The following is a 13,288-nucleotide window of genomic DNA, read 5'->3' on the forward strand; positions in this document are numbered from 1 at the left end:
CCGTGACCCGACGGGGAGGTTGTGCGCGATGCGCGATCGGCTGTCACCACCGGGTGCGTGCCGGTGGCCCACCGTGACCATCCCTTGCTGCGCCCCCGACAACAAGGCGCTCCGCACAACCCTGACCACCGCCTTACCGACGAGGCCAGGGGGTTACCGCCCGTTGGCAGGCGGATGGAAGGGGGATGGGCCCGGCTTGAAGCAACCCACAGCCGCGGCACAGGCGGGGCGGCGGGGCGGGCCCGCTGGGCGAGTTGCCGGGGGCGGCGTGTCCGGGGCGGTGCCTGCGGCGGGTGGGTGCGGCTGGGCCGCGGCCGGGCTTTGTGCGGCTTGGTGGGGTGGGTCCGCTGGGCGGGTGGCTCGGCGGGCGGGCCCGCTGGGCGAGTCGTCGGGGGTGGCCATGGGGCGCGACAGCGGTTCAGCGGGGGCGGAGGCCGTGGAGGAGGTGGTGGACGTGGTGGATGTGGTCGGGGAGGGTGGCCGGGGCCTGGGGCGGGGACAGGGCGCTGTTGGCGGTCGGGGCGGCCAGAGCGTGCATGCTCGCGGCGGTGACCAGGGTGCGTTTCGGGGGGTCGCTGGTAGACGATCTCGCCGCGCTTCTCCGCGTCCGCGATCACGCAGGTCAGGGCGCCGATGGACCGGTCGATCGCGGTGGCCGGCCGCGCCGAGACCTCAATGTCGTGCTTTCGGGTGAACATCAGCTCCAGCAACTCGCCGTTGTCGATGCCGCCCCGCTCGCGGAGGGTGCGTTCCGCGGTCTCCAGCAGGGCCGAGCGCAGGTCTCCGTGGGGGTACGAGCGCTGAGGCATGGGCAGCATCGGCGGCATGGTTGACGTTGACGCACAAGGCATCCGCCGCCCCGACGGGATGGCGTTTCCGCAGGCGGTGGCGGTGCGAGGGGCGCGAAGGGGCCGGAGGCGGCAGACTGCAGGGGGCGGAGGTCGCCGGAGGGGCCGGACCGGGAGGTGCGCAGTGGCGGCAGAGGAGGCGGCCCCGGTGGCCGTGGCGACGGCGGTGACACGGGTCTCCGCGGCTGACCGTTCTCTCACCTTCTCCGGTCACGTTTCTCTCACCTCCATACGCCACAGTGGGCGCCGATGAACCACTCCGGCCGCCCCCTGGGCTCCCGTACGCACGCGCTCCTCGGGGCGATGGTCCTGCTGGCCGTGACCTCGTCCTCCGCCGCGGCCGCCGATGACGGCCCGGGGCCCTTCGCGGTCACCGTCGATGCGGCGCAGACCCTGCGGTTCGCCCGGGTGGGGGCACTGTTCGGCGCCGACGACGCCGACAGCCTGCCCGGCGGGCACTTCTGCACCGCGGCCGTGGTGCACAGCGCCGGGCACGACATGATCGCCACCGCCGCGCACTGCCTCGACGCGGACGGCGACCTCGTGTTCGTGCCCGGCTACCGGGACGGCAGGGCGCCGTACGGGGAGTGGCGGGTCACCGTGCGGTACACGGCGGACGGCTGGTCCGCCGAGCAGGATGAGGACAGCGACATCGCCTTCGCCGTCGTCGAGAACCGGCGGGGCGGCTACGGCGGCATCGGCGTCGAGGACGTCGTGCACGGGGGGTACGGATTCGCCGCCGGGACCGCCACCGGCTCCACCGCCGTCACCGTCACCGGGTACCCGGATGCCCGTGAGACCCCGGTCACCTGCACCAACAAGCCGAGCGCCCACAGCCGTACGCAGCAGCGCATCGAGTGCCCCGGCTTCACCAGCGGGACCAGCGGCAGCCCGTGGGTCAACGGGGAGGGGCGGATCGTGGGCGTGCTGGGCGGGCACGAGCAGGGCGGGGACACCGACGACGTCTCGTACAGCGTCGTCCTCGGGGGCGAGGCCGCATCCCTTTATAAGAGGGTCGCGGGCTGAGGGAATGTGACCGATCCGGCCTGACGCACGGGTTGCGGCGGTTCCGGGGCGGGAAGCTCCTACACTGGCGCGGGCGGACTCCCGGCGGGTGAGGGGCGGTTGACGGTGCGTAAGGCGTGGCTCGTGGCGGGTGCCGCTCTCGGCGCCGGGCTCAGCTTCCTGCTGCTGCTCGTCGTCGGGGTGTACGTCGTCGCCGGCAACCTCGCCAATGGTGTGGGCGGCGGCAGCGTCGCACTCGCCAAGGGCTCGGTGCCCGCCGCGTACCGCGCGCTCGTGCAGCGCTGGGGCAATCTCTGCCCGGCCCTCAACCCGGCGCTCCTGGCGGCCCAGTTGTACCAGGAGAGCGGCTTCAACCCTAACGCGCGCAGCGCCGCCGCGGCCGAGGGCATAGCGCAGTTCATCCCCGGCACCTGGGCGACGCACGGCATCGACGGCGACGGGGACGGCGACCGCGATGTGTGGGACCCGAACGACGCGATCCCGTCGGCCGCTTCGTACGACTGCGAGCTCGCCAAGTACGTGAAGTCCGTGCCCGGGAACGCCACCGAGAACATGCTCGCCTCGTACAACGCGGGTGCCGACGCGGTCATCAGGTACGGCGGCGTGCCCCCGTACGGCGAGACGCAGAACTATGTGAAGACCATCACCACGCTGGAGAAGAGCTTCACCGCTCCCACCACCCGCGTGGATCCCACCAAGCAGGCCGCGACCGCCATCGAATACGCCCAGAGCAAGCTCGGCACGCCCTATCTCTGGGGCGGTGAGGGCACCGCTCAGGACGGTGGCCGGTTCGACTGCTCGGGTCTGACCCAGGCCGCGTACGCCAGTGCCGGGATCACCCTGCCCCGGGTCGCCAACGACCAGTACAACGCCGGAGCGCATCCCGCGCGCGAGGAACTGCTGCCGGGCGACCTGGTGTTCTTCTCCGACGATCTGACGAACTCACGGGCGATCAGGCACGTGGGCATCTATGTCGGCGGCGGTTATATGATCGACGCGCCGAGGACGGGTGCTGTGATCCGTTTCGATCCGATCGACACGCCCGACTACTTCGGCGCCACCCGGGTCACCGAGGATGGCGCGAAAGCGCTCCCCACAGACATCTGAACCCGGCGTGAACCAGCCCCTTGAGCTGCGGTGATGAGTTTCTCTTCGATAACGTCTGCGTGATCATTCGGTGGAGTGTGGAACGTATTCACCGGGGCCGTGCGTTCCTGTTGGCGTAGCCGCCGACGCGGACGCGCGTGCGTTGAGATGACACACGTGCGCAGAGATTTCGGACCTACAGACCACGGGGGTGGGCAGACAGGGGTGCGCACCGGGCGCGCCCGGGAGAACGACGAAGGAGTCACGGCAGCATGGCTGGACTCGCCGAATCCGGGTCGAACGCGGACGTCGATCTGCTCTACGACATCAACGGCCTCGCCGGGGACGCGCCGCGCTGGTTCGACCGCGCCATGGCCTTCGTGGGCGAGTACGGACTGCTGATCGCCATGGTGCTGCTGGTGGTCTGGTGCTGGTGGTCGGTACGGCGGCGGGGCGGCGAGGGTGCGGTGACCTCCGTGGCGGCGCTGGTCTGGGCACCGCTCGCCGCCGCGCTGGCGGTGGTGGTCAACGTGCCGATAAGAGACTTCGTGGCCCGGCCCCGGCCCTTTGTGGATCACGAGGGGATCGATGTGCTGGTGGGGGGCAAGACCGGTTACTCGTTCGTGAGCGACCACGCCGCGCTCGCCATGGCGCTGGGCGTCGGGCTGTTCGTCGCCAACCGGCGGTTCGGGCTCATCGGGATCGCGCTCGCGCTGTTCGAGGGGTTCAGCCGGGTGTACATGGGGGTGCACTATCCGACCGATGTGGTCGGGGGGCTGGCGCTCGGTACGGCGGTGGCGCTGCTGCTGGCTCCGGTGGCGATGGCTGTGCTGACTCCTCTGGTCGGGGCGGTGGCGCGGTCCGCTTGGGGGGCGTGGTTCGTGGGGGGTTGTGAGAGGGGGGTGGGGGAGCGGACAGTCGTGCCTTCCGCACGGGATGCCGCCTCGGAGGAGAAGGACCTCGCTGCGTAGGCGCTGGGCCGCTTGGGGGCGCGCTCTTGGGTCCCGGTGCGTTGTGGTTCTTGCGCCCACGCGGCGGAGCCGCACATTGATACAGCCCCGCGCCCCTGAGGTTGCATTGCGCGTGCGGGCTTGTGGGGGGGGGGCTGGTCGCGCAGTTCCCCGCGCCCCTGAGGTTGTGGGTGGCTTTTGTGCACTTCGGGTGCGGGTGTGTCGTGGTTTCTCGCGCAGTTCCCCGCGCCCCTGGGCAAGCTGTCCTTCGCCGAGTCCGAGAGGTGCCCCTCTCCTACAGCGCCTGGGGGTAGGTGAAGAAGCGGTCGGGGTCGTACTGGGTCTTCAGTTGGTGTAGGCGGGTTGCCGCTTCGCCGTAGTAGGCCTTGCGCCAGGTGGTGAGGGTGGGGTCTGTGTAGTTCTGGTAGGCGGCGCCCGAGGCGTAGGGGCGCATTGCCGTGTGGGTGGTTGTCAGCCAGGACTGGGCGGTTGTGCCGGGGGTGGTTGCGGGCCAGGAGGCTATGTACTGCGCCAGCATCCGTGAGCGGCGGTGGACGAACGCCGTCGCTGTGGGGGAGACGCGGTTGACGGCGCCGCCGAGGGCCGTGAGGGCGATGCTGCCCGCGCCGCCGCGCACCGCGCCCATCCGGGACAGCAGGGTGTGGATGCCCGCCGCCGGGATCGAGCGGTCGTAGAAGTCCGAACGGGCAGCGTACGTCTCGCGGCGCAGCGCACCCCGGGGGGAGCGGCCGGGCGTGCTGCCGGGCAGATGGCACTGGGCGGCGGAGGCGAACGAGGAGCAGCCGGCGTAGATCTCCATGGCCTCGGCGTAGCCGCGCCGGTGCAGGGAGACGGTGCGGGCCGGTGCTCCGACGGCGGAGGCGAGCCGGTCGACCGCGTTCTGGAGCTCGCCGTAGGTGCCGAGGGAGAAGCAGGATATGGAGACGGTCGGGGTGCTGCCCGCCGAGGCCTCCAGGTGCAGTGCGGACCAGATCTCGTCGGGCTGGCCGGGGCCCCACTCCTGCCATGCCTTGACCACCGCCGCCGCTCGGGACCAGGGCCAGGTGAGGTAGCCGGTGACGGCCTGCGGGGCGGGGTGGGTGCGGAAGTGCAGCTCGGTGACGACGCCGAAGTTGCCGTTGCCCGCGCCGCGCAGCGCCCAGAACAGGTCCTTGTTGGTGGTGGCGTCGGCGGTGAGCTGTCTGCCGTCGGCCGTGATCAGGGTGGCGCGGGTGAGGCTGTCGCAGGTCAGGCCGTAGGCGCGGGAGACGACGCCGTGGCCGCCGCCGAGGACCAGGCCGGAGACGCCGACGGTCGGGCAGGAGCCCGCCGGGATCGTCACGCCCTTGGCGGTGAGCCCGCGGTAGACGTCGATGAGCTTCGCCCCGGCGCCGACGACCGCCTCGCCGCCGCCGACCCGGATCGAGTTCAGCCTGGACACGTCGACGATCAGCCTGCCGTTGCCGGACGACCATCCGGCGTAGGAGTGGCCGCCGTTGCGGATCGCGACGCGGATGCCGTGGGCGCGGGCGAAGGACAGAGCCGTGCGGATGTCGTCGGCGTGGGCGACGTAGCAGACGGCGGCGGGCTTGAGGCCGTCGAACCGGGTGTTGTAGAGCTGACGGGCCGCCGTCCAGCGGGAGTCGCCGGGGCGGACCAGGAGCCCGTCGAGGTCGCGGGCGAGGGCCGTCCAGCCGGCGGCGGCCGCCTTGGCGCCGATGGCCGTGAGAGCCGTACCGGCCGATTTCGCAGCAGCCGCGCCGCCCCCGTCGGCCGCGCAGGCGGCCGTGCCCGCCGCCGCCAGTGCGGCCGCGCCTCCCGCCATGCCCGCTATGAACGTACGCCGCTCCATGGCCCCCGCCCCCTCCGTCGCCGTCCGCCGGCTCTCCTGGAACGAGACGGCCGCCCGCCGCCCCGGGTTCCAGATGCCGGATGCACGCACGTTCACCAGAATGAGTGCCTGACGGGCCCCCAGCGACCCATGTCCGCAACTTGTCTCCGGAACCTCGACGTGCTCTCCCCGTGAGCATTCCGTGACCTAACCAGGCCGACGGCAGGGGTTCACCTTGCGTTCACTTATGACCTTCGGCGGCTTCACCTGATCTGCCTAATTTCGGCCCTACACGGTGCGGAGTGCGGCCCGGGATGCATTCGCGCACCACACCACACGGCACAGTCTCAGAGGGCTACCTCCAGGACTGAGATCAATACTCCGCGCGCCGCCACAGGGCGGCTCCTTGGAAGGAAATCCCGAAAGTGAAGCTTCAGCGCAAGAACCGGCTTCGCGCCCTTTCCCTCGGTGCTGTCGCGGTCTCCAGCGCCCTGGCCCTGTCGGCGTGCGGCTCGGACGACTCGGGCTCGAAGTCGAGTGGCAACTCCTCGTCCTCCTCGACGGCGAACGCCGGCTCCATCAAGTGTGACAACGCCAAGGGCCAGCTGCTCGCCGACGGCTCGTCCGCTCAGAAGAACGCGATCGACGCGTGGGTCAAGCAGTTCTCCCAGGCCTGCGGCGTGCAGATCAACTACAAGGGCGGCGGCTCCGGCGCCGGTGTCACCGCGTTCACGCAGGGCCAGGTCGCCTTCGCCGGTTCCGACTCCGCGCTGAAGCCGGAAGAGGTCACCGCCTCCAAGAAGATCTGCACCGGCGGCCAGGGCATCGACCTCCCGATGGTCGGCGGCCCGATCGCGATCGGCTACAACGTCCCGGGTGTCGACAACCTGGTCCTGGACGCGCCGACCCTCGCCAAGATCTTCGACAGCAAGATCAGCAACTGGAACGACGCGGCGATCGCCAAGCTGAACCCCGGCGTGAAGCTCCCGAACCTGAAGATCCAGGCGTTCCACCGCTCGGACGAGTCCGGCACCACGGACAACTTCACCAAGTACCTGATCGCCACCACCCCGGACAACTGGAAGTACTCCGGCGGCAAGGCCTGGCAGGCCAAGGGCGGCCAGTCCGCTCCGCAGTCCGCGGGTGTGGCCCAGCAGGTGAAGCAGACCTCCGGCGCCATCGGCTACTTCGAGCTGTCCTACGTGGCGGACGGCGTCAAGGCCGTCTCCATCAACACCGGTGCCAGCAAGCCGGTCGCCCCGAGCTCCGAGAGCGCCACCGCCGACATCGCGGCCGCCACGGTCAAGGGCACCGGCAGCGACCTCGCGCTCAAGCTGGACTACACGACCAAGGCCGAGGGTGCGTACCCGATCACCCTGGTCACCTACGAGATCGTCTGCGACAAGGGCAACAAGGCCGACACCCTGGTCGCCACCAAGGCGTTCCTGCGCTACATCGCGAGCGAGGACGGCCAGAAGATCCTCTCGGGCATCGACTACGCCCCGGTCCCCGACGCGATCATCGCCAAGGTCCGTACCACCATCGATGGCCTGAGCTGACCTGAGTGCGGTCCGGAACCCGTGGGAGTACGGGATCCGGACCGCACCGTCCGGTGCACCGCCGCCAGGGGCCGTACGACTCGTACGGCCCCATTGGGCCGCACGCAGCGTGCGGTTCCGCAGACCGGAGAACCCGATGGACATATCGACACATCACGCAGACCAAGCGCCTCCCCCCACCCCTCAGCCCACCACCACCGGGCAGAAGCGCGCCACTCGCGGCGCCACCCGGCCCGGTGACCGGATCTTCCTCGGTCTCACCCGCGGCTCGGGCATCCTCCTTCTGGTGATCATGGCCGCGATCGCGGTCTTCCTCGCCTACCGTGCCTCCCTCGCCATCGGCAAGGACCACGGGAACTTCCTGACCACCTTCGAGTGGAACACCAGCCTCCAGCCGCCGGTCTTCGGTATCGCCGTGCTGGCCTTCGGCACGATCGTTTCTTCAGTCATCGCCATGGTCCTCGCGGTGCCGATCGCGGTCGCCATCGCGCTGTTCATCACGCACTACGCGCCCCGCCGGATGAGCGGTGTGATCGCGTACATCATCGACCTGCTCGCCGCCGTGCCGTCGATCGTCTACGGCCTCTGGGGCGCGCTGATCCTCGTACCGCACATGAACGGCCTCTTCGGCTGGCTGAACGACTACTTCTCCTGGACCGGGCTGTTCTCCTGGGACCAGGGCGCCGCACGCTCGATGCTCACCGTCGGCATCCTGCTCGCGATCATGATCCTTCCGATCATCACCAATGTGAGCCGCGAGGTCTTCCGCCAGGTCCCGCAGATGCACGAGGAGGCGGCCCTGGCCCTCGGCGCCACGCGCTGGGAGGTCATCCGCATGGCCGTGCTGCCCTTCGGCCGCTCCGGCGTGATCTCCGCCTCCATGCTCGGCCTCGGCCGCGCGCTCGGCGAGACGATGGCCGTCGCCACCGTGCTCTCCCCTGACTTCATCATCCACGCCAGCCTGCTCAACCCGGGCGGCGGAACCTTCGCCCAGAACATCGCCAGCAAGTTCAGCGAGGCGACGGAGTTCGGCCGTGACGCGCTCATCGCCTCCGGTCTGGTCCTGTTCGTCATCACGCTGCTGGTCAACGGTGCGGCCCGGATCATCATCGCCCGCCGCGCGGAGTACTCGGGGGCCAACGCATGAGTCACGCAGCCGTCGTCAACGACAAACCCGCCAGCACCCTGCGCGGCGCCAGCCTGCCCAAGTGGTCGCCGTACGCGATCGCCGTCGGTGCCGTCGTCCTCGGCATCGCCATCGGCCTGCTCGGCGGCCTGAACAGCAAGATCCAGTGGGGTCTGATCGCCGCGGTGCTGTACGTGGTGGGTACGTACGTCGTCGCCGCGCGCGTCGAGGGGCGCCGCCAGGCCAAGGACCATGTGGCCACCAGCCTCGTCTGGGTGGCGTTCATCGTCGCCGTCGTCCCGCTGGTCTCCCTGATCTGGGTGACCGTGGTGCGCGGTGTGAAGGTCCTGAACATCTACTTCCTGACCCACTCCATGGGCGTGGTCGCCGACACCGAGCCCGGCGGCGGCATCTACCACGCCATCATCGGCAGCCTGGAGCAGGTCGGCCTCGCCACGCTCATCGGCGCCCCGATCGGCGTGCTCACCGCGATCTACCTCGTCGAGTACGGGCGTGGTGCCCTCGCCAAGGCCGTCACCTTCTTCGTCGACGTGATGACCGGTATCCCGTCGATCGTCGCCGGTCTGTTCATCCTCAGCATCATGCTGGAATTCAAGATGGAGCCCTTCGGCTTCGCCGGCTCCCTCGCCCTGGCCATCCTGATGATGCCGGTCGTGGTCCGCTCCACGGAGGAGATGCTCAAGCTCGTCCCGAACGAGCTGCGCGAGGCGTCCCTGGCGCTCGGCGTGCCGAAATGGCGCACCATTCTGAAGGTGGTCCTGCCGACCTCCATCGGCGGCATCACCACCGGCATCATGCTGGCGATCGCCCGTATCGCCGGTGAGACGGCGCCGGTGCTGCTGCTCGTCTTCGGCAACCCCTTCATCAACAACAACCCCTTCGAGGGTGCGCAGGCGTCGCTGCCGCTGTACATCTACCAGCAGTTCGCGAACAGCGCGGGCTCCGGCGCGGCCTACGACCGTGCCTGGGCGGCCTCGCTCACGCTCATCGCCTTCGTCATGATCCTCAACCTGGCGGCCCGCGCGATCGCGCGCTGGAAGGCCCCGAAGACCGGTCGCTGACCGCGGCCCTCTCAGCGACTTATCGGAAGTGAAGAAGACATGGCCAAGCGCATCGATGTAAGCGGGCTCACCGCCTACTACGGCTCCCACAAGGCGATCGAAGACATCTCGATGACCGTCGAGCCCCGCTCGGTGACGGCCTTCATCGGCCCCTCCGGCTGCGGCAAGTCGACGTTCCTGCGCACGCTCAACCGTATGCACGAGGTCACCCCCGGCGGGCGCGTCGAGGGCAAGGTGCTCCTCGACGACGAGGACCTCTACGGTGCCGGGATCGACCCGGTGGCGGTGCGGCGCGAGGTCGGCATGGTGTTCCAGCGGCCGAACCCGTTCCCCACGATGTCGATCTTCGACAACGTCGCGGCGGGCCTCCGGCTGAACGGCAGCTACAAGAAGAGCGAGCTCGCGGACGTCGTCGAGAAGTCCCTCAAGGGCGCGAACCTCTGGGCCGAGGTCAAGGACCGCCTCAACAAGCCGGGTTCCGGCCTCTCCGGTGGTCAGCAGCAGCGGCTGTGCATCGCGCGGGCGATCGCGGTCGAGCCGAAGGTGCTGCTGATGGACGAGCCCTGCTCGGCGCTCGACCCCATCTCCACGCTCGCCATCGAGGACCTCATCGGTGAGCTGAAGGAACGCTTCACAATCGTCATCGTGACGCACAACATGCAGCAGGCGGCGCGGGTCTCCGACCGTACGGCGTTCTTCAACCTCGCTGCGGTCGGGCAGCCCGGCAGGCTGATCGAGATCGACGACACGGAGCGGATCTTCTCCAACCCGTCGGTGCAGGCCACGGAGGACTACATCTCCGGTCGCTTCGGCTGAGCGCGACGCTTCGCCTATGACCCCTCGCGGTGCTGCATGGCGGTGCCACCGCGAGGACAGGGCCCGCCTCCTGGCTCCCGGGGGGCGGGCCCGCCGTGTCTTCTACGGCCCGCCCCGCCCGGGGCTTCCGCCCCGGCCCCCTTCCCTGGGGCTCTGCCCCCTGGACCCCCGTTTTCCCACCCACCCGACTCGGTGGGCTGCATCGCCGCCGTCCCTGGGGCTCCGCCCCAGACCCCGCCAGGGGCTCCCGCCCCTGGACCCCGGCCTATGCCCACCCACCACCCGACTCGGTCGGTTAAATCGCCCCGCCCCACCCCCCCGGCCCGGGTGGCTGGAAAGTGGCTGTGGTGGTCCCGCGGGGGTGTGGGGTGCTGATCAGTTGGCCGAGTCGGGCGGGTGGGTGGGAAAAGAACCGGGGATCCAGGGGGCGGAGCCCCCTGGTACGGCGCCTACAGGAACAGCACGTTGACCACGCCGTAGGCCAGCGCAGCGACCAGCGCGGCCGCCGGCATGGTGATGAACCACCCCAGAACGATGTTCTTCGCCACACCCCACCGAACGGCGTTCACCCTCTTCGTCGCGCCGACCCCCATGATCGCCGACGTGATCACATGCGTCGTGGAGATCGGCGCCTTGAACAGAAACGCCGTAGTGAACATGATCGACGCCCCCGTCGTCTCGGCGGCGAACCCCTGCGGCGGATCCAATTCAATGATCTTGCGCCCCAGCGTCCGCATGATCCGCCAGCCACCCGCATACGTCCCCAGCGACAGCATCATCGCGCAGATGATCTTCACCCACACCGGGATCGGGTCCCCGAAGGTCCGGTTACCGGAGATGACCAGGGCCATCACCACCACACCCATGGTCTTCTGCGCGTCCTGCAGACCGTGCCCGAGTGCCATCCCGGCCGCCGACACGGTCTGCGCGATGCGGAAGCCCCGCTTCGTGCGGTGTGGATTGGCCCGCCGGAATATCCACATGATCGCGGCCATCAGCAGATAGCCGACGACCAGACCCACCACCGGCGACAGGAACATCGGGATCACGACCTTGTCGACCACCCCGTTCCACAGCACCGTCGTACCGCCCGCCAGGGCCGCCCCCACCAGGCCCCCGAACAGCGCGTGCGACGAGGACGACGGCAGGCCGAAGTACCAGGTGACCAGGTTCCAGGTGATCGCTCCCACCAGCGCCGAGAAGAGGATGCCCATCCCCTTCGAGCCCGACGGTGTCTCGATCAGACCCTCGCTGACCGTCTTGGCGACCCCGGAGCCAAGAAAGGCACCGGCCAGGTTCATGACCGCGGCCATCGCGAGCGCCGCCCGCGGGGTGAGCGCACGGGTCGACACCGAAGTCGCGATCGCGTTCGCGGAATCGTGGAAGCCATTGGTGTAGGTGAAAAAAAGCGCGACCGCGATGGTCACGACCAGAGCGAAGGTGTCCATTGCCGTGCTCAGGACTCCTTCACGGCGATGGTCTCCACCGTGTTCGCCACATGCTCGAACGCGTCGGCCGCCTCTTCCAGCACATCCACGATCTGTTTGAGCTTCAGCACCTCGATCGCGTCGTACTTGCCGTTGAAGAGGTGGGCCAGAAGTTTGCGGTGGATCTGGTCGGCCTGGTTCTCCAGGCGGTTGACCTCGATCCAGTACTCGGTCAGATTGTCCATCGTGCGCAGGTTCGGCATCGCTTCGGCCGTCAGTTCGGCGGCACGTGCCAATACCTCGATCTGCTGCTCCACGCCCTTCGGCAGTTCCTCGATGTTGTAGAGGACGACCAGGTCGACGGCCTCCTCCATGAAGTCCATGATGTCGTCGAGGGAGCCTGCGAGGGTGTAGATGTCCTCGCGGTCGAACGGTGTGATGAAGGAGGAGTTCAGCTGGTGGAAGATCGCGTGAGTGGCGTCGTCACCTGCGTGTTCCGCGGCCCGCATACGCTCTGCGATCTCGGCCCGGGCGGGTGCGTCCGCCCCGAGCAGTTCCATGAGGAGCTTGGAGCCCGTGACGATGTTGTCCGCGGATGCGGCGAACATGTCATAGAAGCTCGTCTCCCTCGGGGTCAGACGAAAGCGCACGTGGGGTCCTCGGGGTGCATCGGTTTCGGTCAGGCTGATGCTATGGGCATCATCCGGCCATGGCTAAGGGGCCGCCCTCCAGTGTCGCCCATGGGCCACCATGATCAGCACAGGGGCGTACCAAGGGCCCCATACCCAGCGAAGTTCGGTACCATATACCCACCAGGGGTATCTGTATGGAGGACGCCATGACCACGACCGAGGCCGGCGCCACGGCGCCCTCCGAGCACGTCACGCACGGCTACCACGAGCAGAAGGACGAACACCTCAAGCGACTGCGCCGTATCGAGGGCCAGATCCGCGGCCTTCAGCGGATGGTCGAGGAGGACGTCTACTGCATCGACATACTCACCCAGGTCTCCGCGTCCACCAAGGCGCTCCAGTCCTTCGCGCTCCAGCTGCTGGAGGAGCATCTGCGGCACTGCGTGGCCGACGCGGCCCGGCAGGGTGGAGACGCGATCGACATCAAGGTGGACGAGGCGACGAAGGCCATCGGCCGTCTGCTGCGTACCTGAGAGACCCCGTCCAGCGACCTGCGAGACGCCCTGCGGACACCCATGGGGGCAGGAGGGACCCAAGAGGGCTCAGGCGGCCGGTGCGGTGCGCTCCTCGGTCACCTTCAGCACCTCGTCGATGCTCTCCATGCTGAGCCGGTCCTCGTCGGCCGCCGATGCCGCGATCATCAGCTCGCCGCACAGTTCGATCTCGGCGAGGGCCACGTGGTCGTGAACCGCCGTACCGCCGACCGGAGCCACGTGCTTCACCTCTTCTCTGCCGACACCGACTTCCTAGAGTAGGGAGCGGCCTACGCACCGCGCATGGCACGGACGGGCTAGTTCGGAGGACTAGTCCGCATAGTGCACAGGTCCCTTTCGGCCGTCCTCGCG

General features: G+C 69.1%; 12 protein-coding genes. 8 read left to right on the top strand and 4 right to left on the bottom strand.

The window, feature by feature from the left end; translation table 11 throughout:
- Positions 1-1,097: 1,097 nt before the first annotated feature.
- The 3 genes from ACSYGN_RS21445 to ACSYGN_RS21455 all read left to right on the top strand — a co-directional run bounded on the left by ACSYGN_RS21445 (position 1,098) and on the right by ACSYGN_RS21455 (position 3,931).
- Positions 1,098-1,874: a trypsin-like serine peptidase gene (locus ACSYGN_RS21445; RefSeq protein WP_460397986.1), complete on the top strand. Its 777-nt coding sequence runs from the start codon at positions 1,098-1,100 to the stop codon at positions 1,872-1,874.
- Positions 1,875-1,973: 99 nt separating this feature from the next.
- Positions 1,974-2,981, top strand: a complete 1,008-nt coding sequence (locus ACSYGN_RS21450; RefSeq protein ID WP_460397988.1) for a C40 family peptidase — start codon at positions 1,974-1,976, stop codon at positions 2,979-2,981.
- 251 nt (positions 2,982-3,232) lie between these two features.
- Entirely contained in the window at positions 3,233-3,931 is a 699-nt protein-coding gene (locus ACSYGN_RS21455; RefSeq protein WP_460397990.1) for a phosphatase PAP2 family protein, read from the top strand.
- A 274-nt stretch (positions 3,932-4,205) separates the two neighbouring features.
- Here the strand turns inward: ACSYGN_RS21455 and ACSYGN_RS21460 are convergent, their stop codons facing one another.
- A complete protein-coding gene (locus ACSYGN_RS21460; RefSeq protein ID WP_460403630.1) occupies positions 4,206-5,762 on the bottom strand; it encodes an FAD-binding oxidoreductase in 1,557 nt (518 codons plus the stop codon).
- Between the two features lie 404 nt (positions 5,763-6,166).
- Between ACSYGN_RS21460 and pstS the strand changes: the two genes are divergently transcribed.
- The 4 genes from pstS (at position 6,167) to pstB (ending at position 10,324) form a co-directional block, all read left to right on the top strand.
- Positions 6,167-7,300 (top strand): phosphate ABC transporter substrate-binding protein PstS, encoded by a 1,134-nt coding sequence (gene pstS, locus ACSYGN_RS21465; protein ID WP_460397992.1) that lies wholly within the window; start codon positions 6,167-6,169, stop codon positions 7,298-7,300.
- Positions 7,301-7,436: 136 nt separating this feature from the next.
- Positions 7,437-8,447 carry a phosphate ABC transporter permease subunit PstC gene (gene pstC, locus ACSYGN_RS21470; protein WP_460397994.1) on the top strand — a complete coding sequence of 337 codons (1,011 nt, stop codon included), beginning with the start codon at positions 7,437-7,439 and terminating at the stop codon, positions 8,445-8,447.
- A complete protein-coding gene (gene pstA, locus ACSYGN_RS21475; protein ID WP_460397996.1) occupies positions 8,444-9,508 on the top strand; it encodes a phosphate ABC transporter permease PstA in 1,065 nt (354 codons plus the stop codon). Before pstC ends, pstA begins: the two co-directional genes overlap by 4 nt.
- A gap of 39 nt (positions 9,509-9,547) precedes the next feature.
- The gene (gene pstB / locus ACSYGN_RS21480) at positions 9,548-10,324 is read left to right on the top strand and encodes a phosphate ABC transporter ATP-binding protein PstB (protein ID WP_460397998.1); all 777 of its coding nucleotides are present in this window, start codon (positions 9,548-9,550) and stop codon (positions 10,322-10,324) included.
- 449 nt (positions 10,325-10,773) lie between these two features.
- Here pstB and ACSYGN_RS21485 read toward each other — a convergent pair whose 3' ends face one another.
- Together ACSYGN_RS21485 and ACSYGN_RS21490 are read right to left on the bottom strand one after the other, a co-directional pair.
- Complete coding sequence (locus ACSYGN_RS21485; RefSeq protein WP_460398000.1) at positions 10,774-11,772, bottom strand: inorganic phosphate transporter; 999 nt, start codon at positions 11,770-11,772, stop codon at positions 10,774-10,776.
- An 8-nt stretch (positions 11,773-11,780) separates the two neighbouring features.
- Positions 11,781-12,401 carry a DUF47 domain-containing protein gene (locus tag ACSYGN_RS21490; protein WP_460398002.1) on the bottom strand — a complete coding sequence of 207 codons (621 nt, stop codon included), beginning with the start codon at positions 12,399-12,401 and terminating at the stop codon, positions 11,781-11,783.
- A 188-nt stretch (positions 12,402-12,589) separates the two neighbouring features.
- On the opposite strand from ACSYGN_RS21490, the gene ACSYGN_RS21495 reads away from it, so the two are divergent.
- Positions 12,590-12,916, top strand: coding sequence for a metal-sensitive transcriptional regulator (locus ACSYGN_RS21495; protein ID WP_460398004.1), 327 nt, complete (start codon positions 12,590-12,592; stop codon positions 12,914-12,916).
- 69 nt (positions 12,917-12,985) lie between these two features.
- Here ACSYGN_RS21495 and ACSYGN_RS21500 read toward each other — a convergent pair whose 3' ends face one another.
- A complete protein-coding gene (locus ACSYGN_RS21500) occupies positions 12,986-13,165 on the bottom strand; it encodes a hypothetical protein (RefSeq protein ID WP_460398006.1) in 180 nt (59 codons plus the stop codon).
- Positions 13,166-13,288: the final 123 nt, after the last annotated feature.

It is taken from the genome of Streptomyces sp. YIM S03343 (assembly GCF_054729195.1).